Here is a 24,839-nt window from a genome sequence, read left to right on the forward strand (position 1 = left end):
ACCGGTCGGCAAGGGGCCGCTTACACTGCGCGGCCCGTTCTTGCTGTGAACCTGCAATGCGCAACAACCCGATTGCCCTGGGCATCGCCAATGGCATCGCCGCCGGTGCGCTGTGGGGCGTGGTCTTCCTCGCGCCCGCCGTGTTGAGCACGTTCAATGCCCTGCAGCTTTCCGCCGGCCGCTACCTGGTCTATGGCCTGATCGCCGTGGTGCTGCTGCTGCCGCGCTGGAAGCGGCTGGCGCCGATGCTCGGTCGCGCCGAGTGGATCGGCCTGTTGTGGCTGAGCCTGGCCGGCAACCTGGTGTACTTCCTGCTGTTGGCCACGGCGGTGCAGTGGGCCGGTGGCGCCGCTGCTTCGTTGATTGTCGGCCTGATTCCGGTCGTGGTCACCCTGGTGGGCGTGCGCGAGCAGGGTGCGGTGCCGTTGAAGCAGCTGCTGCCGGCGCTGGCGCTGTGCGTGCTCGGCGTAGCGATGGTCGGCTGGGAGGCGCTGATGTCCGAGCATCTGGGCACGCCTTGGCGGCAACGCCTGATCGGCCTGCTGTGCGCGTTCGGTGCGTTGTTCTCGTGGGCGCTGTATTCCATCGGCAACAGCCGCTGGCTGTCGCGGCGGCCCGACCTTTCCAGCCACGACTGGTCACTGCTGACCGGCGTCACCACCGGCGGGTTGTCGCTGCTGCTGGTGCCGATGGCGTTCAGTGGACACAACCAGGCGCATACGGCTGCGCAATGGGGTGGGTTCTGGGCCATCAGCGCCGGCGTGGCGGTGGTCGCCTCGATCCTCGGCAATGCGTTCTGGAACCGGGCCAGTCGCCTGCTGCCGCTGACCCTGACCGGGCAGATGATCGTGTTCGAGACCCTGTTCGCGCTGCTGTACGCCTTCGCCTGGCAGCGGCGCTGGCCCAGCCTGCTGGAACTGCTGGCGATCGTGCTGCTGGTGGGCGGGGTGCTGTTGTGCGCGCATGCGCATCGCACGCCGCGCGCAATCACCGAACATGTCGGCTAAATCGACGCACTGAGGCCGACGATCACCCGTTTGTCTCAGTTGCAACCAAATGCCGGCACGTTGGCCGATGATCGCCGCAAAGAAATATTGCGCCGCAACACTTGACAGCAACCATCGCGGCGGTGTTTTCTGTAGGCCATGGTCCTTGATGCCGCCAACGCCCGCCTGATCGCCCCCGCTACCGCGGGCCGTTCGACTGCGCCGGTCGCCATCACCACCACCATTACCACCACCACCGTCACCACTGCCCTGGTGCGGCCCGTCGTCTTCGTGTAACTCCCGAAAACAACGGCCCCGCACCATCCAGGTGACGGGGAAACTCGACCACCTGCATGCGACGGGGCCTCCAACCGAGGTCTGCATGTCTTCCATCGCTCCCGCCCATTCGCCTGCCGCGTCCGCACTGGCCGCGCCGTCCACTGTCGTGCACAAGTTCGGCGGCACCTCGGTGGCCGACGCCGAGCGCTATCGCCATGTCGCCGGCCTGCTGCTGGCCCGCCCCGAGTCGTTGCAGGTCAGCGTGGTCTCGGCCATGAAGGGGGTTACCGATGCGCTGATCGAACTGGCGCACCTGGCAGCCCAGGGCGATGCCGGCTGGCAGGAGGCGTGGCATGCGCTGCGCGCGCGGCATCGGGGTGCCGCGGTAGCGCTGCTGGGTGAGCAGGTGGGCGATACCGTGGACTGGATCGATGCACGCTTCGACCAGTTGGCCGAGGTGCTGGCCGCGCTGGCGGTGATCGGCGAACTGCCACGCGAGGTGCTCGACCGCGTGCAGGGCCTGGGCGAGGTGTTCTCCGCACAGTTGCTCGGTACCCACCTGCGCGCGCTGGGCGAGGACTGCGCGGTGCTGGATGCACGCGATGTGCTGGTGGTCGGCCACGGCGAACTGGGCGTGGATGTCGACTGGGATGCCAGTGCCGGCCGCCTTGCCGCGTGGCGGCTGCAGCACCCGCAGTCGCGCGTGGTCGCCACCGGTTTCGTCGCCCGCGACCGCCAGGACCGCGTCACCACGCTGGGCCGCAACGGCAGTGACTACTCCGGCGCGATCTTCGCCGCACTGTTCGCCGCCGATGAACTGCATATCTGGACCGACGTCGACGGCGTGCTGTCGGCCGACCCGCGGCTGGTGCCGGAGGCCGTGCAGCTGCACGCGCTGAGCTACGACGAGGCCTGCGAGCTGGCCTATTTCGGGGCGAAAGTGGTGCATCCGCAGACGATGTCACCGGCGATCCGGCTGGGCCTGCCGATCTTCATCCGCAATACCTTCCAGCCCAGCCATCCGGGTACGCGGATCAGCGCCGAGCGCTCGCCACGTGGCCCGGTGAAAGGGCTGACGCTGAGCACGGATCTGGCCCTGCTGAACCTGGAAGGCACCGGCCTGATCGGCGTGCCGGGTACCGCCGAACGGGTGTTCGCCGCGCTGCGCCAGGCACAGGTCTCGGTAGTGATGATTTCGCAGGGGTCTTCCGAACATTCCATCTGCTGCGTTGTCCGTGCGGGTGAAGCGGCGCGTGGTCGCGATGCCGTGGTGCAGGCGTTCTCGCACGAACTGGCTGCCGGCCAGGTGCAGCGGGTGCAGGTCAGCGAGGGCGTCAGCGTGCTGGCCGCCGTGGGCGATGGCATGGCGGGCCAGCCGGGTGTGGCCGCACGGCTGTTCGAATCGCTGGGCCGGGCGCAGGTGAACATCCTCGCGATCGCGCAGGGGTCTTCCGAACGCAACATCTCGGTGGCGGTGGCAAGCGCCGATGCGACCCGCGCGTTGCGTGCCGCGCATGCCGGGTTCTGGCTGTCGCCGCAGACGTTCGCGGTGGGGGTGATCGGTCCGGGCAATGTTGGCGCTGCGCTGCTGGACCAGCTGCTGGCGGCGCGCCCGCAGTTGTTGGCCAAGGCCAATGTCGATCTGCGCCTGCGCGCGCTTGCGTCACGCTCGCGCATGCGCCTGGAGGCCGATGGCCTGCATGAAGACTGGCGCCAGGCGCTGCAGGACGCCGGCCAGGCCAGCGATCTGGACCACTTCACCGAGCACCTGCTGGCCGCGCATCTGCCGCACGCGGTGGTGATTGACTGCAGTGGCAGCGCCGAGGTCGCCGAGCGCTATGAAGGCTGGCTGGCCGCCGGCATCCATGTGGTGACCCCGAACAAGCAGGCCGGCGCCGGTCCGCTGGCACGCTACCAGCGCATCCGCGCGGCGGCGGCGGCCAGTGGTGCGCGCTTCCGCTACGAGGCCACGGTGGGTGCCGGCCTGCCGGTGATCACCACGCTGCGTGACCTGGTGGATACCGGAGACGAAGTGCTGGCGATCGAAGGCATCTTCTCCGGCACGCTGGCCTGGCTGTTCAATCGTTTTGACGGCAGCCAGCCGTTCTCGGCACTGGTCGCGCAGGCGCGCTCGATGGGCTACACCGAGCCGGATCCGCGCGACGACCTGTCCGGTGTGGATGTTGCGCGCAAGCTGGTGATCCTGGCCCGCGAGGCCGGTCACGCGCTCAGCCTGGAGCAGGTGCAGGTGGAGAGCCTGGTGCCGGCGTTGCTGCGCGAAGGAAGCGTGGACGATTTCATGGCCCGCCTGGGTGCCTCCGATGAGGCGCTGCTGGCCCGGCTGCACGATGCCCGCCAACGCGGCGCGGTGCTGCGCTATGTTGCGCGGCTGGGGCCGGATGGCGCGTCGGTCGGGCTGCAGGAGCTGCCGGCCGACCACGCGTTCGCCAACCTGCGGCTGACCGACAACGTGGTGCAGTTCCGTACCCGCCGCTACTGCGACAACCCGCTGGTGGTGCAGGGCCCGGGCGCGGGCCCGGAAGTCACCGCTGCCGGCGTGTTCGCTGATCTGCTGCGGGTGGCGGCCGGCGAAGGAGCGCGGCTGTGATCGCACGCGCTTTCGCACCCGCATCGGTGGCCAACGTGGCGGTCGGCTTCGACATCCTCGGCCACGCCATCGCCGGTATCGGCGATACGGTGAGCGTGCGCCGCATCGACGAACCGTTGGTGCGCATCGATGCGATCCGTGGCAGTGCGGTCGAACTGCCGCTGGACGCACCAGGCAATACCGCCGGCGCCGCGCTGATCTCGCTGCGCGCAGCGCTGGGGCTGGGCTTCGGTTTCGCCATCGAGATCGACAAGGGCATTCCGTTCGGCTCCGGCATGGGCGGATCGGCGGCCTCCTGCGTGGCCGCGCTGGTGGCAGCCAATGCAGTGCTGGACATGCCGCTGCCGCGCGAGGCGCTGTATCCGTTCGCACTGGATGGCGAAGCCGTGGCCAGCGGTGGCCGCCATGGTGACAACGTCGGCCCGCTGCTGCTGGGCGGCGTGGCGCTGTGCACGGCTGATCGCCTGGTGCCGATTCCGGTGCCGGCCAGCTGGCACAGCCTGCTGGTGCATCCGCATGCGGTGCTGGAGACCCGGCGGGCACGACAGGCGCTGCAGGGCAGCTATGCGCTGGGCGAATTCGTCGCGCAGAGTGCCCACCTGGCGCTGGTGTTGAGCGGTTGCCATCGCAGCGATGCCTCGCTGGTGCGCGCCGGCCTGCGCGATGTGCTGGTGGAACCGCGGCGGGCGGGCCTGATCGTGGGCTTCGACGCGGCACGCGATGCTGCACTGGCCGCCGGCGCGATGGGCGCGGGCATTTCCGGCGCCGGGCCCAGCGTCTTTGCCTGGTTTGAAGATGCCGACCAGGCGCGCGCGGCAGCGCAGCCGGTGCGTGCGGCGTTTGCCGCTGCCGGCTTCGACAGTGATGCCTGGATCTCGCCGCTGGATGCACCCGGAGCCTGCTTGTGCTGAATCCTTCCTCCCTACCGGATATCGACCCCATGCAATTCGTTTCGACCCGCGGCCAGTCGCCGGCCGTTGGACTCAGTGCGGCCATCGCCGCCGGCCTTGCCCCTGATGGTGGCCTGTACGTACCGGAGGTGCTGCCGGCGCCGCGCGCGCTGCAGGCCGGTACGAGCCTGGCCGATACCGCCGCTGACCTGCTGGCGCCGTTCTTCGCGGGCGATGTGCTGGCCGAGGCCTTGCCATCGATCTGCCGTGAGGCCTTCGATTTCCCCGTGCCATTGCGCGCGCTGCGCAACAGCGGTGACCATGTGCTGGAGCTGTTCCACGGGCCGACGGCGGCGTTCAAGGATATCGGCGCGCGCTTCCTCGCCGGTGTGCTGTCGCGGCTGCAGACCGGCAAGGGACGCGATCTGACCATCGTCGTGGCCACTTCCGGTGACACCGGTGCAGCCGTAGCGGCGGCCTTCCATCGGCAGCCCGGTGTACGCGTGGTGGTGCTGTATCCCGATGGGCGGGTGTCGCCGCGACAGGCGCACCAGCTCGGCTGCTTTGGCGACAACATCCAGGCGCTGCGGGTGGCCGGTTCGTTCGATGATTGCCAGGCGATGGTGAAGCAGGCGCTGGCCGACCGCGATCTGCAGGCACAGGTGCCGCTGAGCTCCGCCAACAGCATCAGCCTGGGCCGGCTGCTGCCGCAGATGAGCTATTACGCGCACGCGGCGCTGAGCCATCATGCGCAGCATCAGCGGCGCTTGAACCTGGTGGTGCCGACCGGCAACCTCGGCAATGCGATGGCGGCAGTGCTGGCGCGCGCGCTCGGCGTGCCGATCGGGCAGATCGTGCTGGCCACCAACGCCAACGCGGTGCTGCCGCGCTATTTCAGTGGCGACCCGTACCAGCCAGCGGCCAGCATTGCGACCGTGGCCAACGCCATGGATGTCGGCGCGCCCAGCAACTTCGAGCGGCTGCGCTGGCTGTACCAGGGCGACGATGCCGAGCTGCGGGCGGCGTTCCGCGCCTTCGCAGTGGATGACGTGACCATCCGCGCGACCATCGCCAGCGCCCATGCCAGCGACGGTGAACTGTTCTGCCCGCACACGGCCACGGCGGTGAAGGTGCTGCAGGATCTGCGCGCCGGTGGCGCCAAGGGTGACTGGGCGGTGGTTGCTACCGCGCACCCGGCGAAGTTCGAGGCGGTGGTGGAACCGTTGATCGGCGAAGCAGTGGCGGTGCCGCCGGCCTTGGATGCATTGCTGCAGCGTCCGGCACATGCCGAGCCATTGGCGGCGGACTACGCGGCATTGCGTGAGGTGTTGTTGCGTTGATGGAGGCGTCTGCGTGGTTGCCGGCCAGCGGCCGGCACTACCAGAACCACGCATCACGGGTAGTGCCGGCCGCTGGCCGGCAACCGCAGATGTCACCAATCGATCGTGGTAGTGCCGGCCGCTGGCCGGCAAGCCGATACTGATCGGGCGCTCAGCCCTGCACGTCACCGGCCAGCGTGCGCAGGCCATCCTCGTCGAGGATCTCAACCACGTTCAGATGAGGCAGGGCGATCAACCCCTGCTGGCGCAGCTTGGTGAAGGTGCGGCTGACCGTCTCCATCGTCAGGCCCAGATGATCGGCGATGTCGCCGCGGCCCATCGGCAGGGAGACGCGCAGGCCATCTCCGCCCAGCTTGGCCTCGCGCGCGGCCAGGCGAAGCAGGAAATCAGCAAGTTTTTCCGCCGGCTGCAGGCGTGCCAGCGCCAGCGCGGCATCCTGTGCGGCGTCCAGCTCCTGGCAGGCGCGCTGCAGCAGCTTGCGCTCCAAGTGCGGATAGCGGGCGCGCAGGCCCTTCATCTGCGGCAGGGCAACGCGGCACACGCGGCTGTCGGCGATGGCCTCGATGTCGTAGCGATGGTGGTCGCTGCCGCTCAGGCCCAGGTAATCGCCAGGCAGCACGAAGCCATTGATCTGGCGACGGCCATCGGCAAGCGTGCGCACCAGCCGCAGCGCGCCACCGGTCAATGTATAGACATGCTGGCGCTCTTCGCCGCTGCGGGCGAGAGTGCTGCCCATCGCCAGCTGCTGCGACACGGTCACCTGTTCCAGCGCCTGCACCTCATCGGGCGACAGCGCAGAGCACACCGCCAGGTGGCGTACCGAGCAGTGCAGGCAGTCCAGCGTGGCGCAGGACGGCGCGGCGGGGTCGTTGGTGGCGGGCGGAGCGCCGGAAGGCCGGGACATGTTGCGTGGGCGTATCGCGGGCGGGGGAGGGCTTTATGATACTTCAAGCGGCCGTTGGACCCCTTATCTGCGGCTGAGCGATGCGGGGCGCTAGAATGTCGCCCCCTCCCACGTCCCCGATTCCGCAGGAGCTCCGCCCGTGATCAAGCCCCGTACCCCGCCCGGCACCCTTGAACTGCTGCCGCGCGAGCAGATTGCGTTCCAGCGCATGCTGGACGTCATCCGCCGCAACTACGAGCGCTTCGGGTTCCTGCCGGTGGAGACGCCGGTGTTCGAGCTGTCCGATGTGCTGCTGACCAAGTCCGGCGGCGAAACCGAGCGCCAGGTGTATTTCGTGCAGTCCACCGGCGCGCTGGCCAACGCTGCTGAATCCGGTGATCGTTCGCTGCCGGAGATGGCGCTGCGCTTCGACCTGACCGTGCCGCTGGCGCGTTACGTGGCCGAACACGAACACGAGCTGACCTTCCCGTTCCGCCGTTACCAGATGCAGCGCGTGTACCGTGGCGAGCGCGCCCAGCGCGGCCGCTTCCGCGAGTTCTACCAGTGCGACATCGACGTGATCGGCAAGGACAGCCTGAGCGTGCGTTACGACGCCGAAGTGCTGGCGGTCATCCATGCGGTATTTGCCGAACTGCGCATCGGTGACTTCAGCATCCAGTTGAACAACCGCAAGCTGCTGCGCGGCTTCTTCGAAAGCCTGGGCGTGGCCGAGGGCGAACGACAGCTGGCAGTGCTGCGCGAAGTGGACAAGCTGGACAAGCGTGGCCCCGACTACGTGCGCGAGACGCTGGTGGGCGAGGGCTTCGGCATTCCGGCCGAACAGGTCGAGAAGATCCTGGCCTTCGTCGCCGTGCGTTCGCAGGGTCATGCCGATGCGCTGGCACAGCTGGCAGCGCTGGAAGACGGTGCGGGTTCCTCGGAGATCCTGCGTGCCGGCGTGGCCGAGCTGCGCGAAGTACTGCAGCTGGTGCAGGCACTGGGCGTGCCGGAAAGCGCGTACTGCCTGAACTTCTCCATTGCACGTGGCCTGGATTACTACACCGGCACGGTGTACGAGACCACGCTGACCGACCACCCGCAGATCGGGTCGATCTGTTCCGGTGGCCGTTATGAAGACCTGGCCAGCCACTACAGCAAGTCCAAGCTGCCGGGCGTGGGCATTTCCATCGGCCTGTCGCGCCTGTTCTGGCAGCTGCGCGAAGCTGGCCTGATCGAGGGCATCGAGGCCAGCAGCGTGCAGGCGCTGGTGGCGCTGATGGACGAGCAGGGCATGCCGCAGTCGCTGGACATCGCCCGCCGCCTGCGCGCCGGTGGCATCAACACCGAAGTGCAGATGGAGCCGAAGAAGATCGGCAAGCAGTTCCAGTACGCGGCCAAGGCCGGTATCCGTTTCGTGGTGCTGGCTGGCGAGGACGAACTGGCGCGCGGCGTGGTGGCGGTGAAGGACCTGCTGCGCGAGCAGCAGTTCGAAGTCTCCCGTGATGAACTGGCCAGCACCCTGCAGGTGGAACTGGAGCAGTCGCGGGTCATGCCGTGACGCGTGCCGCTGCAGGAACACTGATGCTGTTCCTGCTGGCGGCATGCCAGAGCGATCCGGCGTTGCGCAGCACCCGGATCGGCCCTGCGTATTACCAGCTGGTGGCTGATCGCTGCCATGTGATGGATCGAGCGCAGCTTGAGCAGGATCTGCAGGCCCTTGCCGAGCGGGCGTGCCTGGGCCGGGCAGGAACGCTGCAGAACCTGCAGTCCCGTCCCAGCCGGCAGGGCAGCCTGTTCGGTGAATGCCTGCGGCGCGGCGCGCTGCAGGCAGAGGTCCGCTGCCTGCCCTGATCGAAGCCCTGTCCATTGCCGCATCCGAACGCCCACCGCCCGGTGGGCGTTTTCGTTTCCGCTGCCTGAACGGGCCTGGCGGAACCTGGTCGTGCCTTTGACGCGGCCTGAAAGAATGCGTTAATGTACTAACACGCTATTACATTGATGCAAGAGCCCCGCCCGTGAAAGCCCGCCCCGACATCGCCGCCAAAGACCCGCACGCCGATCTTGAAGCCTTGGCCCAGGCCTTTGCCGCGCTGCGCGAGCCGGAGCAGGTGGTCGCCTTCCTGCGTGACCTGTGCACGCCAGCCGAGCTGGAAGCCATGGCCGACCGCTGGAAGGTGGTGCCGCTGCTGCAGCAGGGCGTGCCCTACCGCGAGATCCACGAGCGCACCGGCGTCAGCGTGACCACCACCGGACGGGTGGCACGCACGCTCGAGCATGGCCATCGAGGCTATGCCGCCGCTGTCGACCGCCTTGCTTCGCGCTGATCCGCGCCCCGTTCCAGACTTCGAGACCTCCCCCATGAGTGCAACCCAGGCAGCGCCGGCGCGAGACCGGCTGCGTATCGCCATCCAGAAGAGTGGCCGGCTGGCCGAGCCCGCCCGCAACCTGCTCAGTGCCTGTGGCCTGAGCTGGCGCGAGAGCCGCGACAAGTTGTTCTGCTACGGCGAATCGCTGCCGGTGGACCTGTTGCTGGTGCGCGACGACGACATTCCCGGCCTGATCGCCGATGGCGTCTGCGACCTGGGCATCGTCGGCCGCAACGAACTGGACGAACAGGCGGCCGCGCGTCGCCAGATCGGCCTGGCCGATGCCTACCAGGCATTGCGGGGGCTGGGCTTTGGCCAGTGCCGCTTGATGCTGGCGGTGCCGGAAGACTGGCAATGGCAGGGGCCGGCACAACTGGCCGGTACCCGCATCGCCACCAGCTACCCGGCCATCCTCAAGCAGTGGCTGGCCGCGCAGGGCGTGGATGCACAGGTGGTGGAACTGTCCGGCTCGGTGGAGATCGCGCCGCGCCTGGGCACCGCCGACCTGATCTGCGACCTGGTCTCCAGCGGCGCCACGCTGCGTGCCAACCAGCTCACCCCGGTACACAACCTGCTCGACAGCGAAGCCGTGCTGGCCGGTGCGGTACGCGTTCCCGATGATGCGCGCGGCGCGCTGCGCAGCATGCTGCTGCGCCGCCTGGACGGCGTGGTGCAGCGGCAGGACCGCAAGCTGCTGATGTTCCGCGCCAGCGAGGACCGCGTCGACGCGTTGTCGCAGCTGCTGGCCGATGCCGAACCGTTGGTGCGTTTGCCTGCCGATGGCGGTGCATTGCGCCTGCAGACCATGTGCCCCGGTCCATTGACCTGGCAGCGCATGGAAGAGCTGGAGCGCGCCGGCGCCCAGGGCCTGATGGTACTGAGCGTGGAGCGGTCGCTGGCATGAATCGTCTGATCTGGTCGCAACTTGATGAGGCCGCACGCAGCGCGGCGCTGACCCGCCCGGTGCAGACCGTGGCGCAGCAGACCCGTGATGCGGTGGCCGCGCTGATCGCGCAGGTGCGCACGCAGGGCGACGCCGCGCTGCGCGCGATCACCGCGCGCTTCGATGGCGTGGATCTGCAGGATTTCGAAGTTTCCGCAGCCGAGTTCGCAGCTGCCGATGCCGCGGTGCCGGCCGAGCTGCGCCAGGCCATGGTGGAAGCGGCCGAACGCATCACCCGCTTCCACGCGGCCGGCATGGGCCAGGGCTATACGGTGGAAACCGCGCCGGGCGTGGTCTGCGAGCGCATGCTGCGGCCGATCGGCCGGGTTGGGCTGTACGTGCCGGCCGGTAGTGCGCCACTGCCGTCCACCGCGCTGATGCTGGGCGTGCCGGCGCAGTTGGCCGCTTGCCCACAGGTGGTGCTGTGCACCCCGCCGCGTGCCGACGGTACGGCCGATCCTGCGGTGCTGGTGGCCGCGCGCCTGACCGGTGTGCAACGCGTGTTCAAGCTGGGTGGTGCGCAGGCGATCGCGGCGATGGCCTATGGCACCGAAAGCATCCCGGCCAGCGACAAGCTGTTCGGGCCGGGCAACAGTTTCGTCACCGAAGCCAAGCAGCAGGTGGCACAGGACGGTGCCGCCGCCATCGACATGCCGGCCGGTCCCTCGGAAGTGCTGGTGATCGCCGATGCCGGTGCCAACCCTGCATTCGTTGCCGCCGACCTGCTGTCGCAGGCCGAGCACGGCCCGGATTCCCAGGTGCTGCTGCTGACCGATGACGCGGCGATGCTGGCCGCCGTCGAGGCCGAAGTTGAGCGCCAGGTGGCCCTGCTGCCGCGGCAGGACATCGCCCGCCAGGCCCTGTCGGCATCGCAGTTGATCCAGGTGGAGTCGCTGGCCGATGCGTTTGCGATCAGCAACCGCTACGCCCCCGAACACCTGATCCTGGCCCTGCGCGAACCGCGCGCGTGGCTGGACCAGGTGCAGGCGGCCGGTTCGGTGTTCCTCGGCGACTACACGCCGGAAGCACTGGGTGACTACTGCAGCGGCACCAACCACGTGCTGCCCACCGCCGGTGCCGCACGCGCCTACAGTGGCGTCAGCGTGGCCAGCTTCCAGAACCTGATCAGCGTACAGAGCGCGACCGCTGCTGGCCTGGCCGCGATCGGTGGCTGCGCGCGCATCATCGCCAGCGCCGAAGGACTGGATGCACACGAACGTGCGGTGGCACTGCGCATGGAGGTGGCCGCATGAGCGCGGACATCGACGGCGTGCTGGCGCTGGTACGGCCGGACCTGCAGGCCTTTGCCGGCTACAGTTCGGCGCGCAGCAGCGCTGTGCAGGGCGAGGTGTGGCTGAACGCGAACGAATCAGCGTGGGCCAATCCGGCAGACGCCACCGGGGGCAGCCGCCGCTACCCGGAGCCGCAGCCGGCTGCGCTGCGTGATGAGCTGGCGTCGCTGTACGGCGTGCAGCCGCAACAGCTGCTGGTAGGCCGTGGCAGCGACGAGGCGATCGATCTGCTGGTGCGCGCCCTGTGCGTGCCGGGCCGCGATGGCGTGCTGGTGACGCCGCCGGTATTCGGCATGTACGCAGTCTGTGCGCGGTTGCAGGGTGCGCCGTTGATCGAGGTGCCGCTGATTGACGATGGTGAGGGCCTGCGCACAGACCTGGATGCGGTTATTTCCGCTGCGAAGGGGAAGGGCGCCAAGCTCGTTTTCCTGTGCGCGCCGTCCAATCCTGCCGGCAGCGATATCCCGCTGGCGGAGATCGAGCGCGTGGCCCTTGCCCTGCGCGGGCAGGCGCTGGTGGTGGTGGACGAGGCCTATGTCGAGTACGCGCAGCGCGCTTCGGCGACCACGCTGCTTGCCGCGCACGCCAACCTGGCGGTGCTGCGCACGTTGTCCAAGGCGCACGCACTGGCCGCCGCGCGTATCGGCACCTTGATCGCCGCGCCGGAGCTGATTGCCGTGCTGCGCCGCTGCCAGGCGCCGTACCCGGTGCCGACGCCGTGCGCCGAGCTGGCCGTGCAGGCGCTGCAGCCGGCCGCGCTTGCGCGCACCGCTGAGCGGGTAGCCACGGTCATCACCGAGCGCGAGCGCCTGCACCACGGCCTGCAGGGCCTGCCTGGCATCGGCCGGGTATATGCATCGGCCGGCAACTACCTGCTGGTCCGCTTTGCCGATGCGCAGGTGGCGTTCGACGCGCTGCTCGCTGCCGGCGTGGTGGTGCGCGACCAGCGCGCCGCACCGCAGCTGGGCGATGCACTGCGTATCAGCATCGGCAGCCCCGAAGAGAACGACCGCGTGCTTGCGGCCCTGTCGGCACGGAGGGCCGCGGCATGACGCCGATCCTGTTCATCGACCGCGACGGCACCCTCATCGAGGAGCCGGCGGATTTCCAGATCGACGCCTACGAGAAGCTGCGCTTCGTGCCGCAGGTGATCCCGGCGCTGCTGAAGCTGCGCGATGCCGGCTACCAGTTCGTGATCGTCACCAACCAGGATGGCCTCGGCAGCGAGAGCTACCCGCGCGCCAGCTTCGATGGCCCGAATGACCTGATGCTGCAGATCTTCGAAAGCCAGGGCATCGTTTTCCGTGACGTGCTGGTCGACTGCAGCTGGCCGCACGACAACGCGCCGACGCGCAAGCCGGGCATCGGCCTGATGACGGCCTACCTGCAGGACCGCAGCATCGACTGGGCGCGCTCGGGCATGGTGGGCGACCGCATCACCGACCTGCAGTTCGCCGACAACCTCAACATCCGTGGCTTCCAGCTGCGCACCGAACAGTTCGGCGGCGAGTGGGACTGGCCGGGCATCGCCCACGCACTGGCCGATGCACCACGCACGGCGGTGGTCCAGCGCAATACCAAGGAGACGAAGATCCGCGTCGAACTGGATCTGGACCGTGCCGGCGATGCGCACATCCACACCGGCCTGCCGTTCTTCGACCACATGCTGGAGCAGATCGGCAAGCACGGCGGTTTCGCCCTGGACATCCGCGCCGAGGGCGACCTGCACATCGACGAACACCACACCATCGAAGACACCGGCCTTGCGCTGGGCCAGGCCCTGCGCGAGGCGCTGGGCGACAAGCGCGGCATCGGCCGATACGGCTTCACCCTGCCGATGGATGAAACCCTGGCCAGTGCTGCGCTGGATTTCAGCGGCCGCCCGTATTTCGTGTTCGAAGGCGAGTTCAAGCGCGAGCGCGTGGGCGACATGCCGACCGAGCTGGTCCCGCACTTCTTCCGTTCGCTGTGCGACGCCAGCGGGCTGAACCTCAACCTGCAGGTGCGTGGCGACAACGACCACCACAAGGTTGAAGCCTGCTTCAAGGCCCTGGCACGTGCACTGCGGCCGGCACTGGCGCGGCAGGGCACCGCCTTGCCGACCACCAAGGGGGCGCTGTGAGCGAGGTCGTGCTGATCGATGCCGGCGGTGCCAACCTGGGTTCGGTGCGCTACGCATTGGAACGGCTTGGTGCGACGGTGAAGCTGGTCCGCGATGCTGAAGGCCTGGCCGGCGCGCAACGGGTGATCCTGCCCGGCGTCGGCGCGGCCGGCCCCGGCATGCAGCGCCTGCATGCGCAGGGCCTGGTCGAGCCGCTGCGCCAGCTGCAGGTGCCCTTGATGGGCATCTGCCTGGGCATGCAGCTGTTGTTTGACCGCTCCGAAGAGGCCGGCGTGGATACGCTGGGATTGATCCCCGGCGTGGTGCGCAAGCTGGTGCCGGCCTGTGGCATCCGCGTGCCGCACATGGGTTGGAACCGGCTGCTGCCGCTGCGCCCGTCGCTGCTGCTGCAGGGGGTTCCCGAGCGCGCCAGTGCGTATTTCGTGCACAGCTATGCCGCGCCGCTGAACAGCCATACCGTCGCCGCCTGTGATCACGGCGGCCTGTTCACCGCCGTGGTCGAGCAGGGCCGCTACTTCGGCGCCCAGTTCCATCCCGAGCGGTCCGGCGATACCGGTTCGCTGATGCTGCGCAATTTCCTCGAGGGCACCGCTGCATGAGCTTCATCGTCTACCCCGCACTGGATATCCGCGACGGCCGCGTCGTGCGGCTGCGCCAGGGCGACTACGCGCAGGAAACCCACTATGGCGACGACCCGCTGCCGCGTGCGCACGCATTCGCCACGCAGGGCGCACAGTGGATGCACCTGGTCGATCTGGATGCCGCACGTGCCGGTGGCTACACGTTGGCGCCGCTGTTGGCCGCGATCCGTGCGCAGACCCCGCTGCAGGTACAGACCGGTGGCGGCGTGCGTGGCCGTGACGACGTGGCACGCATCCTCGATGCGGGTGCCAGCCGCGTGGTGATCGGCTCACTGGCGGTGCGCGAGCCGGCGCAGGTGATCGGCTGGCTGGGCGAGTTCGGCCCGGAGCGGCTGACCATCGCCCTCGATGCACGGCAGGACGCGCAGGGGCAATGGCAGCTGCCGGTGCATGGCTGGACCGAGAACGCGGGGGTGACCCTGGATGCGCTGGCCGAGCGCTATGCACAGGCCGGCATGCGTCACCTGTTGTGCACCGACATCGCCCGCGATGGCATGCTGGCCGGGCCCAACATCAGCCTGTACCGGCACCTCGCAGCGTTGCTGCCGGGCGTGGCGATACAGGCGTCAGGCGGTATCCGCGATGTGGCCGACGTGGCTGCGGCACAGGCCGCCGGTTGTGGCGGCGCGATCCTCGGCAAGGCATTGCTGGAACAGCGCATGGACCTGGCGGAGGCGCTGGCATGCTGAGCCGCCGCATCATTCCGTGCCTGGACGTGCGCGATGGCCGCGTGGTCAAGGGCGTGCGTTTCCGCGATCACGTCGACATGGGGGACATCGCCGAACTGGCGCAGCGCTATCGCGACCAGGGCGCCGACGAGCTGGTGTTCTATGACATCGGCGCCAGCCCGGAGGCACGGTCGGTGGACGTGGCCTGGATCGAGCGCATCGCGCGCCTGATCGATATCCCGTTCTGCGTGGCCGGCGGCATCGACAGCGTGGAGACCGCGCGTCGCGTGCTGTTCGCCGGTGCGGACAAGATTTCGATCAACTCACCCGCGCTGGGCCGCCCGGAACTGATCACCGAACTGGCCGAAGAGTTCGGCGTGCAGTGCGTGGTGGTCGGTGTCGACTCGGTACGCGAGGACGACGGCCAGTGGCGCGTGCGCCGTTTCAGCGGCGACCCGGACAAAACCCAGGCAGTGCCGCTGCGCACGCTGGACTGGATCGTCGAGGCGCAGCGCCGGGGTGCCGGCGAGATCGTGCTGAACTGCATGGACAGCGATGGCGTGCGCCGTGGCTATGACGTCGAGCAGCTGCGCCAGGCACGTGCGCTGTGCCAGGTGCCCCTCATCGCATCGGGCGGTGCGGGTACGATGGAGCACTTCGCCCAGGCCTTTGACCAGGCCGACGTTGACGGTGCGCTGGCGGCCAGCGTATTCCACAGTGGCGCCATCGCCATTGCCGACTTGAAGCGCTACCTGCGCGAGCAGCAGATCGAGGTGCGGGATGTCTATTGATGTGCGGCCGTCGCCGCAGGCGCTGGAAACGCTGTACTGGGACAAGGGCGATGGGTTGCTGCCGGCCGTTGTGCAGGACGCCGACACCCTGCAGGTGCTGATGCTGGGCTACGTCAGCGCCGAGTCGCTGGCAGCGACGCTGGCCATCGGCCACATGACCTTCTTCAGCCGCAGCAAGCAGCGTCTTTGGACCAAGGGCGAGCAGTCCGGCAATGTGCTGGCGGTGCAGTCGATCAGCGTCGATTGCGATGCCGATACGCTGCTGGTGCTGGCGCGCCCGGCAGGCCCGACCTGCCACACCGGCGCGGAAAGCTGCTTCGACGGCGCACCGAAGGACTTCCTCGGTGGCCTGGACCAGCTGGTCGCCGTGCGTGAGGCGCTGCGCCCCTCCGGCAGCTATACGACGTCCCTGTTCGAAGGCGGCATCCGCCGCATCGCGCAGAAGGTGGGCGAGGAAGGCGTGGAGACGGCGCTGGCCGGGGTGGCGCAGGACGATGAGGCCTTGCTGGGCGAGGCGTCGGACCTGCTGTACCACCTGCTGGTGCTGCTGCGCGCGCGCGGGCTGTCGCTGGAAGATGCCCGCGACGTGCTGGAAAAGCGCCATCGTTAGAGGCGCGATAGCGCCGGCCGCTGGCCGGCAACCCGATGATCAAGGGACGCCTGGTGGAATGCCGGCCAGCGGCCGGCACGACAGGAAAAGCGGCAATCGCGTGCGCGATGTCATCGCCGGAATCTACAATAGGCGGTCTCTTTTTCCCGGACCGCCCCCATGAAACTGCCTGCCGCCTGGCTGTGCTGCCTGTTGCTGACCTCGCCGGCCTGGGCCGCCGATACCGTGGTCAGCGGCAAGGTCTATCTGGAGCGTGACGGCAAGCCGGGCCGCGGTGCGACCGACCCGGGCCTGGCCGGCGTGCAGGTGTCCAATGGCGAAACCATCGTCAAGACCGCCGCCGACGGCAGCTACAGCCTGCCGGTGCGTGACGGGCAGACGGTCTTCGTGATCAAGCCCGATGCCTATTCCTTCCCGAAGGCTGCCGACGGCCTGCCGTCGTTCTGGCGGCACTACCGGCCGAATGGTTCGCCGGCGCTGAAGTACGGTGGCATCGCCGCGACCAGTGACGTTGCCCGCAACTGGGACTTCGCCCTGCAGAACGACCGGCATGACAGCCGCCGTGGGTTCCAGATGCTGGTGTTCACCGACTCGCAGACCGCCAGCCTGCAGGACATCGGCTACTACCGGCAGTCCATCGTGGCGCCGCTGGTGGGCCAGACCAAGGCCCGCCTGGGCACCACGCTGGGTGACATCGTCAACGACGACCTGACCCTGTACCCGGCGATCAACAAGGTCACCACCGAACTCGGCGTGCCGTGGTTCCACGTACCCGGCAACCACGACCTGGATGTCGACGCGGCCAATGATGCGCATTCGCTGGACAGCTGGCGCAACATCTACGGCCCCGATACCTATGCAGTGGAAGAGGGGGGCGCCAGTTTCGTGTTCCTCGACGACGTGGTGTACGACCCCAACGCCAAGCCCAGGTATGTGGGTGGCCTGCGCGAGGATCAGTTCGCTTTCCTCGCTGCCTACCTGAAGGGCCTGCACAAGGACCGTCTGCTGGTGCTGGGCATGCACATCCCGCTGTTCGATGCGGCACCGGGGCGCGAGACCTTCCGCCATGCCGACCGCCAGCGCCTGTTCGACCTGCTGAAGGACTTCCGCAACGTGCTGGTGCTCAGTGGCCACAGCCACACCCAGCAGCACGTCTACCACGGCAAGGCTGACGGCTGGCAGGGCGCCAGGCCGCTGCACGAGTACAACGTCGGTGCCAACTGCGGTGCGTTCTGGTCGGGCGTGAAGAATGCCGCCGGCGTACCGGACAGCACCATGAGCGACGGCACGCCGAAGGGCTATGCGCTGCTGGACGTGGCCGGCAACGGCAGCTATCGCCTGCAGTACCGGGTGGCCGGTGCGGCCGCCAGCGAGCAGATCGGTCTGCATGCACCGAAGGTGCTGCGCAAGGGCGCGTACCCGGCGTGGGGCATCTATGCCAACGTGTACATGGGCGAGGACGCCAGCGTGGTCGAGTACCGCGTCGATGGCGGCGCCTGGCAGCCGATGAAGCAGGTCAGCCAGCCTGATCCGCGCCTGCTGATGGAGAACGTGGCCGACGACCTGGCTTCCACGCTGCGCGGCTACGACCGTTCGCCGGAAGCCACCGCCTCGCCGCACCTGTGGCGTGGCGCGTTGCCGACCGACCTGGCCGTGGGCAGCCACAAGGTCGAGGTGCGCTCCACCCAGCCCGATGGTGTGGTGTTCACCGCCAGCACCAGCTACAGCCTGCAGACCGCGCAGCCCTGAGCGCGGGCGCGGGCCGGGCTTCGATCACCAGCTTCCATCACGAAAGGACGCAGCATGGATATCCGCTTCATGGCCGGCACCACGCCGGTCACCCTCAGCCGCCACTGGTTCACCGGCGCGATGATGCTGCAGAGCGCCAGCGAGAAGGTCTGGGTGCAGCATCCGCTGCATCCGGGCACGCACTTCTCGTTCTCGCTGGTACAGTCTTGGCAGCGCCATATCGCCGGCCATGAAGTGCTGGTGGAGCGGACCCGGCCGCTGCTGTTCGCCGGGTTCCGCCCGCAGCGCCTGCGGGTGCTGGTGGATGGCGTGCAGGTGGCCGAGCAGGAAGGCATGTGACCCGGGCGGCGCTGTCGCCGCGCTAGGCAAAGGCCGTCCGATGCCTGAGAATCGGCACGATTCAATCGATCCAAGCAGGCCAGCGTGAACGTTGCAGCAGTGTCCCCGGCGCCATCCGAGTCCGCCCGCAGCGGCGTCCCCCACAGCCTGGTCGTCGCCGATGTCGGCGGTACCTTCGCCCGTCTTGCGTTGGCTGAGACCCTGCCGGGGCAGGCGCCGCGGCTGGGCAGCTACCGCACCTACGCCTGCGCCGACCACCCCAGCCTGGCGGCGATCCTGGCCGATTTCACCGCCAGTCTCGGCCAGCCGATGGCCAGTGCGGTGGTCGCCATCGCCGGCCTGCTCGACGGCGATACCCTGATCAATGCCAATCTGCCGTGGACGGTGTCGCTGTCGGCGACGCGCCGCGAGTCGGGCCTGCCCGACCTGCAGCTGATCAATGATTTCGAAGCAGTGGCGCTGGCCATTCCCTACCTGCAGGCCGACACGCTGGTGCCGCTGAATGGCGATGCCGATCCGGCCAAGACCTTCCCGGCACTGGTGCTGGGGCCGGGCACCGGCCTGGGCGCCGCGTTGCGCTTCGCCGATGGCGAGCGCCCGGTGCTGGCCAGCGAGATCGGCCACGCTGCGTTGGGCGCCGGCAATGCGCTGGAACTGCATGTGCTGGGCCAGCTGCTGCAGCGCTGGCCGCATGTGGACAACGAACGCGTGCTGTCCGGCAGCGGCCTGATGAACCTGTATCCCTGCCTGTGCGAACTGCGCGGCGTGGCTCCGCAATGGACCAGCACCGAAGCGCTGATCGCGGCTGCGCGGCAAGGCGACGACGCGCTGGCAGTGGAAACCCTGCAGGTGTTCTGCGCCTGGCTGGGCAGCCTGGCCGGCGACGCGGCGATCGCCGTGGGCGCGCGCTCGGTGTACCTGGCCGGCGGCATTTCCACCCATGTGCAGGACTTCCTGGCCGACGGCCGTTTCCGTGAGCGCTTCCTCAACAAGGGGGTGCTGACCGACGTGCTGCGCCAGGTGCCGGTGTGGCGGGTCGAACATGGCCAGCTGGGTGTGCTCGGTGCCGCAGCCTGGCACGCAGCGCGGACCCCCGCGCACGATTGATCGGCGCTGCCGGCATCGGGCCGGCGGGCGCAGCATGCAGACGGAGGCGAAGATGGTGGATCGCAGGCAGTTTTTGCAGGTCGGTGCACTGGCCGCAGGCGTGGCAGCGTTGCCGGCGGTGAAGGCGCGTACGCACGGTGGCGCCAAGGTGGTCTCGACCTGGGACTTCGGCGTGCCGGCCAACCAGGCCGCGTGGAAGGTACTGGCGCAGAGCGGCAGTGCGCTGGATGCGGTGGAAGCCGGTGCACGCTGGGCCGAAAGCGAGCTGTGCAATCCCACCGTCGGCCATTGTGGCAACCCGGACCGCGACGGCGTGCTGAGCCTGGACGCCAGCATCATGGATGGAGACGGCCGCTGTGGCGCGGTTGCTGCGCTGGTCGACATCCTGCACCCGGTGTCGGTGGCCCGCAGGGTGATGGAGAACAGCCCGCATGTGCTGCTGGTGGGCGAGGGCGCCCAGCAGTTCGCCGTGCAGCAGGGCTTCCAGCGCCAGCACCTGCTGACGCCGAAGGCCGAAGCGGCCTGGCGTGAGTGGCTGAAGACCGAAAAGTACGCGCCGCAGATCAATGCCGAGCGCCGCGGTCTTCCCGGCAACAGCGATAACCACGACACCATCGGCATGCTGGCACTGGACGCCAAGGGCAACCTGGCCGGTGCCTGCACCACCAGCGGCATGGCCTGGAAACTGCACGGCCGGGTCGGCGACAGCCCGATCATCGGCGCCGGCCTTTACGTGGACAACGACGTGGGCGCGGCCACCGCCTCGGGTGTGGGCGAAGAAATGATCCGCAACGCGGCCTCGTTCCTGGTGGTCGAGCTGATGCGCCAGGGCCGTTCGCCGGCACAGGCCTGCCGCGAAGCGATCGACCGGGTGGTACGCAAGCGCCCCGAGGCCAGCCGCACACTGCAGGTCTGCTTCCTTGCCATGAACAAGCAGGGCGAGGTGGGTGCCTATGCGTTGCATCGCGGCTTCGTCTACGCGGTGTGCGATGCGCAGCGCCAGGACGACCTGCGCGACTCACCGTCGATCTATACGAGCACGCAGGCGTGAGCGCGCGCCTGACGCTGGAGATCGCCAGCAATTCGGTGGCTTCGGCGTTGGCCGCGCAGGCCGGTGGCGCAGATCGCATCGAACTGTTCGACAACCTTGCCGAAGGCGGTACCACGCCGTCGTTTGCCAGCATCGCCATCGCCCGCGAGCGCCTGGCAATTCCGTTGTTCGTGCTGGTGCGGCCGCGTCCAGGTGATTTCCACTACGACGCGCTGGAAACCGAGCTGATGCTGCGCGACATCGCCCAGTGCCGCGCGCTGGGCTGCGAGGGCGTGGTGATCGGTGCGCTGGATGCGCAGGGCGATATCGACCTGCCGCTGTGCCGCGAACTGCTGCGCGCGGCCGGCCCGTTGCAGGTGACCTTCCACCGTGCCTTCGATGCCGCGCGCGATCTGCCGGCGGCGCTGGAGCAGGTGATCGGGCTGGGCTGCCAGCGGGTGCTGACGTCCGGCGGCCAGGCCAGCGCCGACGCCGGTGCCGATGTACTGGCCGCGCTGGTCGCGCAGGCGGCCGGCAGGATCAGCGTCATGGCCGGCGCAGGGCTGGGCCCGGGCAACATCGCCGCCGTCGCGCGGAAGACCGGCTGTCTCGAACTGCATGCCTCGGCCAAGGGGCAACGACGTTCGTCCATGCAGTTCCAGAACCCGGCCCTGCGCGGGCTGGACCCGGACTGGAGCCAGACAGACACCGCCACGGTGAATGCGCTGCGGAAGGCGCTCGACGGCTGAGCGAATCCGCCGGGCATGGCCCGGCACTACCGGGGCGGGTCCGCACCGCGATGGGTGCATGCGCGGTAGCGCCGGGCCATGCCCGGCGAACGCGCAAACCCGATCACGGACAAAACCGTTCTGCGCGCGACTGTCGCGATCGCGTCATCGACATCTGTGCTGCTTCCATAACGATGTCGTGCAACCCATTGATTCATCTGCAGCCCAACAGGCAACAATGACGCGTGTCGCGTGGATGCTGCGCCGCCGCATGCTGGGCGTGGTTCAGCTGTGCTTTAGTTTGGATCGATCCACAGGGGAGGGCGGTCGAATCGAGATGGATCGATTCAACGCCCGGGATCGCCATCCGACCGCGCGTCCACCATCCAAGAGCAACCGCCCATGGCTCAGTCCGTCCGCAACCGCCGTCATCTGCTGTCCCACGCCCTCGCCCTGGCCCTGCTGCCGTTTGCCGCTGGCGCACAGGAAGCGGCCCCGTCGCCCACCAAGGATCTTGATGCGGTCACCGTCACCGGTTCGCGCATCAAGCGTGCCAGCGTCGAGGGCCCGGCCCCGGTCAACGTGATCAGCGCCGCACAGATCCAGAAGGAAGGCTTCGTCACCGTCTACGACGCACTGAAGACCCTGACCGAGGCGACCGGCACGGTCGAGGCGGCGTCGCAGTGGGGCTCGCACACCCCCAACGCGAGCGGCCTGAACCTGCGAGGCATGGGCCCCAACCGCAGCCTGCTGCTGGTCAATGGCCGTCGCGTGGCCGACTATCCGCTGCCCTATGGCGGCGAGACCAATTTCTCCAACTACAGCAACATTCCGGCGGCGGCGGTCGAACGCATCGAAGTGCTGACTGGCGGCGCTTCGGCGATCTACGGTTCAGACGCCATCGCCGGCGTGGTCAACGTCATCCTCAAGACCAACTACGACGGCGACGAAGTGCGCGTGCGCGGCGGCACCTCCACCGAAGGCGGGCGTGATACCTGGGATCTGTCCTGGGCGGGCGGCAAGACCGGCGACAACTGGAGCGTGACCTACGCCCTGCAGTACACCAAGCGCGATCCGCTGTTCGGCCGTGACCGGCCGCAGATGGACGACGCCGACGATGCGCTGTACCCGTCCTGGAACATGGAGCAGCGCAAGGTCGGCTTCCGTCCCACCGCTGGCCTGGCGTTGATCGACCCCAGCAACGGCCAGCGCCTGGCGCCGCCGGACGGCACCTGCGAGAAATTCGCTGGCGAGTACTACACCGCCGACCGCCTGGTCTACAACTACAACGCCAATACGGTGAGCAACACCGGCCGCCTCTGCGGCATGAGCGCCGACTACGCCAACTGGCTGTTGACGGGCGGCTCGGAGAACCTGTCGGGCAACCTGTATGCCACCTTCGATTTCGGCAACGATCTGCAGGCCTGGAGCAACCTGGCGGTATACCGTTCCGAAGCGATCTGGGGCACCAATCCGCCGAGCGTGTCGCTGATCGACGATGCCAACGGTTACTACTGGGATGCCAACCGCAATCGCCCGGTGCTCGGCGTGCGCCAGTTCACCCCGAACGAAGTCGGTGGCCTGGACACGCTGCGCAATACCAACCGCGAGTTGTCGTGGGATATCAGCGCAGGCCTGCGCGGGCGCCTGGCCGATCGCTTCGACTGGAGCGCCACGGTCGGCCGTTCCTACTACCGCGTCGAGGAGCGGCAGAACGTGGTCGACGAGCAGAAGTCGTACGACTTCTTCCTCGGCCCACGGCTGGGCACCACCGGCGATGGCGAGGCGATCTACGCCTTGAACGAGTCGCGCTGGTGGAACCCGATCACCCCGGACCAGTACTGGCAGATGGGCACGGTAGCGAAGAACCGGGCGTCGTCCTACGTCAACCAGGCCTCGGCCGACATCACCGGTGAACTGTTCCAGGGCTGGGCCGGGCCGATCTCGTTCGCCGCGGTGGCCGAAGTGGCCAAGCAGGGCTATCACCTCAGCCCGGACCCGCGCGCGGGCATCGATTTCGATCTGCAGAACGTCGATCGCGGCGGTGGCGAGCGTACCCGCTACTCGGCCGGTGTCGAATTCAAGATCCCGTTGGCCGACAGCCTGATCGCCACCGCGGCGGCACGCTACGACCGATACGGCAGCTACAAGGCCGACGGCGGCGGCGAAGCGCTGGATATCGGCAGCCAGAAGGAAACCACCTGGAACGCCGGCCTGGAATGGCGGCCGTTCGAGTCGCTGCTGGTGCGCGGTTCCTACGCGACCAGCTTCCACGCGCCGGACATGCACTACCTGCTGGGCCAGGCCAGCAGTTCCGAAGTGCTGACCTACGACCGCCTGCGCTGCATCGAGAGCGGCGCTTATCTGGTCAACAACTGCGGCGTGGGCAATACCGATGTCTGGTACGCGTTCGATGTGAACCGCCGGGGTACGCCGCTGCTGCGCTCGGAAACCGGCGATTCGTGGACGGTCGGTTTCGTGTGGGACGTGCTGCCGAACCTGTCGATGAGCGCTGACTACTGGGCGATCAAGCTGGAAGACATGATCGTCGACGTCGGTGCCGACGAAGTGCTGGCCAGCGAAGCTGGCTGCCTGACCGGCAAGAACATGGACGGCACGCCGTGGGCGAACCCGGCGGGTGAGGCTTACTGCGCTGGCATCCTGGCCCGGGTGAACCGTGACAGCAGCGGCCGGCTGGTGTCGATCGAGCGCGGGCCGTTCAACCTGGCCAGCCGCGAAGTGCGCGGCATCGACCTGAGCGCGCGCTACCGGCTGGAGACGGCCGCATGGGGCAGCTTCCAGCTGGGGGTGAACTACACCAACCAGATTTCGACGAAAGAACAGCGTTACGCCAACGATCCGAACCCTGAGCGTCGCGACCGTGACCTGCGCAGCAAGCTGCGCGCCAGCCTGGCGTGGCAGGGTGGCAACTGGAATGCGAACGTGTATGCCGACCGCATCGGCTCGGTGCCGGGCGTGCGCTACCACTGGGGCACCGACCGCCTGGACAACCCCGGTGGCTGCCTGCCGTTCGCCGATGGCTACGTGCCCAGCGACAGCCCGTCGCTGAACTGCCTGGAGCCTGCCACGCGCCCGGATGGATCGGCCAATCCGAACCCGAATGCGGGGCAGCAGACGGCGCGCTACTACGGGCGGGTGGGGCCGTTCATTACCTGGAACTTCAACGTCGGCTACCAGGTGACCGAGTTCATGAAGGTCAATCTGTACGTGAACAACGCTTTCAATGCGACCAGCTGGAACCACAAGGACCCGTACAAGGTCGACTACGATTTCGCCCCGACCCGCCTGCTGGGTGCGGTGGGACGCGAGTTCGCGCTGGAGTATGTGTTCACGTTCTGAGGGAGGTGGCGCCGGGCATGGCCCGGCGCCTGCCACGCATGGCGTGGCTCTACTGTGGCTTTGATGGAACATTGGCGGGGTGGAGTGGATTTGACCTTCCCACGATG

The 24,839-nt window shown here is 68.3% G+C and carries 23 protein-coding genes; 22 read left to right on the forward strand and 1 reads right to left on the reverse strand.

The genetic code is table 11. From position 1 onward, the window contains the following. The first annotated feature begins 56 nt into the window (after positions 1-56). The 5 genes from CR918_RS07550 to thrC all read left to right on the forward strand — a co-directional run bounded on the left by CR918_RS07550 (position 57) and on the right by thrC (position 6,103). The gene (locus CR918_RS07550) at positions 57-1,007 is read left to right on the forward strand and encodes a DMT family transporter (RefSeq protein WP_088100681.1); all 951 of its coding nucleotides are present in this window, start codon (positions 57-59) and stop codon (positions 1,005-1,007) included. A 138-nt stretch (positions 1,008-1,145) separates the two neighbouring features. Next, positions 1,146-1,283: a hypothetical protein gene (locus CR918_RS21135; protein WP_164745120.1), complete on the forward strand. Its 138-nt coding sequence runs from the start codon at positions 1,146-1,148 to the stop codon at positions 1,281-1,283. A gap of 85 nt (positions 1,284-1,368) precedes the next feature. Further along, the gene (thrA, locus tag CR918_RS07555) at positions 1,369-3,873 is read left to right on the forward strand and encodes a bifunctional aspartate kinase/homoserine dehydrogenase I (protein ID WP_080148954.1); all 2,505 of its coding nucleotides are present in this window, start codon (positions 1,369-1,371) and stop codon (positions 3,871-3,873) included. After that, positions 3,870-4,784 carry a homoserine kinase gene (locus CR918_RS07560; protein WP_099842373.1) on the forward strand — a complete coding sequence of 305 codons (915 nt, stop codon included), beginning with the start codon at positions 3,870-3,872 and terminating at the stop codon, positions 4,782-4,784. The genes thrA and CR918_RS07560 overlap by 4 nt, the downstream gene beginning before the upstream one ends. A 29-nt stretch (positions 4,785-4,813) precedes the next feature. Further along, positions 4,814-6,103 (forward strand): threonine synthase, encoded by a 1,290-nt coding sequence (gene thrC / locus CR918_RS07565; RefSeq protein ID WP_099842374.1) that lies wholly within the window; start codon positions 4,814-4,816, stop codon positions 6,101-6,103. Between the two features lie 151 nt (positions 6,104-6,254). Here the strand turns inward: thrC and CR918_RS07570 are convergent, their stop codons facing one another. After that, entirely contained in the window at positions 6,255-7,007 is a 753-nt protein-coding gene (locus CR918_RS07570) for a Crp/Fnr family transcriptional regulator (RefSeq protein ID WP_033830968.1), read from the reverse strand. 139 nt (positions 7,008-7,146) lie between these two features. Between CR918_RS07570 and hisS the strand changes: the two genes are divergently transcribed. From hisS to CR918_RS07655, 17 genes are all read left to right on the forward strand, one after another. Continuing rightward, on the forward strand, positions 7,147-8,544 hold the full coding sequence (gene hisS / locus CR918_RS07575) for a histidine--tRNA ligase (RefSeq protein ID WP_025874842.1): 1,398 nt from the start codon (positions 7,147-7,149) through the stop codon (positions 8,542-8,544). A 23-nt stretch (positions 8,545-8,567) separates the two neighbouring features. Beyond that, positions 8,568-8,837: a hypothetical protein gene (locus tag CR918_RS07580; protein WP_099842375.1), complete on the forward strand. Its 270-nt coding sequence runs from the start codon at positions 8,568-8,570 to the stop codon at positions 8,835-8,837. A 164-nt stretch (positions 8,838-9,001) separates the two neighbouring features. Continuing rightward, positions 9,002-9,310 carry a YerC/YecD family TrpR-related protein gene (locus tag CR918_RS07585; protein ID WP_099842376.1) on the forward strand — a complete coding sequence of 103 codons (309 nt, stop codon included), beginning with the start codon at positions 9,002-9,004 and terminating at the stop codon, positions 9,308-9,310. 34 nt (positions 9,311-9,344) lie between these two features. Next, the gene (gene hisG, locus CR918_RS07590) at positions 9,345-10,256 is read left to right on the forward strand and encodes an ATP phosphoribosyltransferase (RefSeq protein ID WP_033830971.1); all 912 of its coding nucleotides are present in this window, start codon (positions 9,345-9,347) and stop codon (positions 10,254-10,256) included. After that, complete coding sequence (gene hisD / locus CR918_RS07595; RefSeq protein WP_093819685.1) at positions 10,253-11,548, forward strand: histidinol dehydrogenase; 1,296 nt, start codon at positions 10,253-10,255, stop codon at positions 11,546-11,548. Before hisG ends, hisD begins: the two co-directional genes overlap by 4 nt. Continuing rightward, positions 11,545-12,639: a histidinol-phosphate transaminase gene (gene hisC, locus CR918_RS07600; RefSeq protein WP_099842377.1), complete on the forward strand. Its 1,095-nt coding sequence runs from the start codon at positions 11,545-11,547 to the stop codon at positions 12,637-12,639. The genes hisD and hisC overlap by 4 nt, the downstream gene beginning before the upstream one ends. Further along, positions 12,636-13,709: a bifunctional histidinol-phosphatase/imidazoleglycerol-phosphate dehydratase HisB gene (gene hisB, locus CR918_RS07605; protein WP_025874831.1), complete on the forward strand. Its 1,074-nt coding sequence runs from the start codon at positions 12,636-12,638 to the stop codon at positions 13,707-13,709. Before hisC ends, hisB begins: the two co-directional genes overlap by 4 nt. Next, positions 13,706-14,308 carry an imidazole glycerol phosphate synthase subunit HisH gene (gene hisH / locus CR918_RS07610; RefSeq protein WP_025874829.1) on the forward strand — a complete coding sequence of 201 codons (603 nt, stop codon included), beginning with the start codon at positions 13,706-13,708 and terminating at the stop codon, positions 14,306-14,308. Before hisB ends, hisH begins: the two co-directional genes overlap by 4 nt. Continuing rightward, complete coding sequence (hisA, locus tag CR918_RS07615; protein WP_099842378.1) at positions 14,305-15,039, forward strand: 1-(5-phosphoribosyl)-5-[(5-phosphoribosylamino)methylideneamino]imidazole-4-carboxamide isomerase; 735 nt, start codon at positions 14,305-14,307, stop codon at positions 15,037-15,039. Before hisH ends, hisA begins: the two co-directional genes overlap by 4 nt. Next, entirely contained in the window at positions 15,033-15,809 is a 777-nt protein-coding gene (gene hisF / locus CR918_RS07620; protein WP_049464459.1) for an imidazole glycerol phosphate synthase subunit HisF, read from the forward strand. Before hisA ends, hisF begins: the two co-directional genes overlap by 7 nt. Beyond that, positions 15,799-16,419: a bifunctional phosphoribosyl-AMP cyclohydrolase/phosphoribosyl-ATP diphosphatase HisIE gene (gene hisIE / locus CR918_RS07625; RefSeq protein ID WP_099842379.1), complete on the forward strand. Its 621-nt coding sequence runs from the start codon at positions 15,799-15,801 to the stop codon at positions 16,417-16,419. Before hisF ends, hisIE begins: the two co-directional genes overlap by 11 nt. Positions 16,420-16,578: 159 nt before the next feature. Then, positions 16,579-18,168, forward strand: coding sequence for a calcineurin-like phosphoesterase C-terminal domain-containing protein (locus tag CR918_RS07630; protein WP_099842380.1), 1,590 nt, complete (start codon positions 16,579-16,581; stop codon positions 18,166-18,168). Positions 18,169-18,222: 54 nt separating this feature from the next. Next, positions 18,223-18,507: a hypothetical protein gene (locus CR918_RS07635; RefSeq protein ID WP_025874818.1), complete on the forward strand. Its 285-nt coding sequence runs from the start codon at positions 18,223-18,225 to the stop codon at positions 18,505-18,507. A gap of 84 nt (positions 18,508-18,591) precedes the next feature. Beyond that, positions 18,592-19,614, forward strand: coding sequence for a glucokinase (locus CR918_RS07640; protein WP_099842381.1), 1,023 nt, complete (start codon positions 18,592-18,594; stop codon positions 19,612-19,614). A 52-nt stretch (positions 19,615-19,666) separates the two neighbouring features. Continuing rightward, entirely contained in the window at positions 19,667-20,665 is a 999-nt protein-coding gene (locus CR918_RS07645; RefSeq protein WP_099844279.1) for a glycosylasparaginase, read from the forward strand. Continuing rightward, the gene (locus CR918_RS07650; RefSeq protein WP_099842382.1) at positions 20,662-21,393 is read left to right on the forward strand and encodes a copper homeostasis protein CutC; all 732 of its coding nucleotides are present in this window, start codon (positions 20,662-20,664) and stop codon (positions 21,391-21,393) included. The genes CR918_RS07645 and CR918_RS07650 overlap by 4 nt, the downstream gene beginning before the upstream one ends. Positions 21,394-21,774: 381 nt before the next feature. Beyond that, positions 21,775-24,732: a TonB-dependent receptor plug domain-containing protein gene (locus CR918_RS07655; protein WP_099842383.1), complete on the forward strand. Its 2,958-nt coding sequence runs from the start codon at positions 21,775-21,777 to the stop codon at positions 24,730-24,732. Positions 24,733-24,839 lie beyond the last annotated feature (107 nt).

The organism is Stenotrophomonas indicatrix (genome assembly GCF_002750975.1).
In the GTDB taxonomy this organism is placed as follows: Bacteria; Pseudomonadota; Gammaproteobacteria; order Xanthomonadales; family Xanthomonadaceae; genus Stenotrophomonas; species Stenotrophomonas indicatrix.

Bases quoted from the DNA above. Each gene is read 5' to 3' on its own strand.
- hisB (WP_025874831.1), top strand. From the start codon at position 12,636: ATGACGCCGATCCTGTTCATCGACCGCGACGGCACCCTCATCGAGGAG.
- CR918_RS07570 (WP_033830968.1), bottom strand. From the start codon at position 7,007: ATGTCCCGGCCTTCCGGCGCTCCGCCCGCCACCAACGACCCCGCCGCG.
- hisD (WP_093819685.1), top strand. From the start codon at position 10,253: ATGAATCGTCTGATCTGGTCGCAACTTGATGAGGCCGCACGCAGCGCG.
- hisG (WP_033830971.1), top strand. From the start codon at position 9,345: ATGAGTGCAACCCAGGCAGCGCCGGCGCGAGACCGGCTGCGTATCGCC.
- CR918_RS07580 (WP_099842375.1), top strand. From the start codon at position 8,568: ATGCTGTTCCTGCTGGCGGCATGCCAGAGCGATCCGGCGTTGCGCAGC.
- CR918_RS07655 (WP_099842383.1), top strand. From the start codon at position 21,775: ATGGCTCAGTCCGTCCGCAACCGCCGTCATCTGCTGTCCCACGCCCTC.
- thrC (WP_099842374.1), top strand. From the start codon at position 4,814: ATGCAATTCGTTTCGACCCGCGGCCAGTCGCCGGCCGTTGGACTCAGT.
- CR918_RS07630 (WP_099842380.1), top strand. From the start codon at position 16,579: ATGAAACTGCCTGCCGCCTGGCTGTGCTGCCTGTTGCTGACCTCGCCG.
- CR918_RS21135 (WP_164745120.1), top strand. From the start codon at position 1,146: ATGGTCCTTGATGCCGCCAACGCCCGCCTGATCGCCCCCGCTACCGCG.
- thrA (WP_080148954.1), top strand. From the start codon at position 1,369: ATGTCTTCCATCGCTCCCGCCCATTCGCCTGCCGCGTCCGCACTGGCC.
- hisA (WP_099842378.1), top strand. From the start codon at position 14,305: ATGAGCTTCATCGTCTACCCCGCACTGGATATCCGCGACGGCCGCGTC.
- hisIE (WP_099842379.1), top strand. From the start codon at position 15,799: ATGTCTATTGATGTGCGGCCGTCGCCGCAGGCGCTGGAAACGCTGTAC.
- hisC (WP_099842377.1), top strand. From the start codon at position 11,545: ATGAGCGCGGACATCGACGGCGTGCTGGCGCTGGTACGGCCGGACCTG.
- CR918_RS07635 (WP_025874818.1), top strand. From the start codon at position 18,223: ATGGATATCCGCTTCATGGCCGGCACCACGCCGGTCACCCTCAGCCGC.
- CR918_RS07550 (WP_088100681.1), top strand. From the start codon at position 57: ATGCGCAACAACCCGATTGCCCTGGGCATCGCCAATGGCATCGCCGCC.
- CR918_RS07645 (WP_099844279.1), top strand. From the start codon at position 19,667: ATGGTGGATCGCAGGCAGTTTTTGCAGGTCGGTGCACTGGCCGCAGGC.
- hisF (WP_049464459.1), top strand. From the start codon at position 15,033: ATGCTGAGCCGCCGCATCATTCCGTGCCTGGACGTGCGCGATGGCCGC.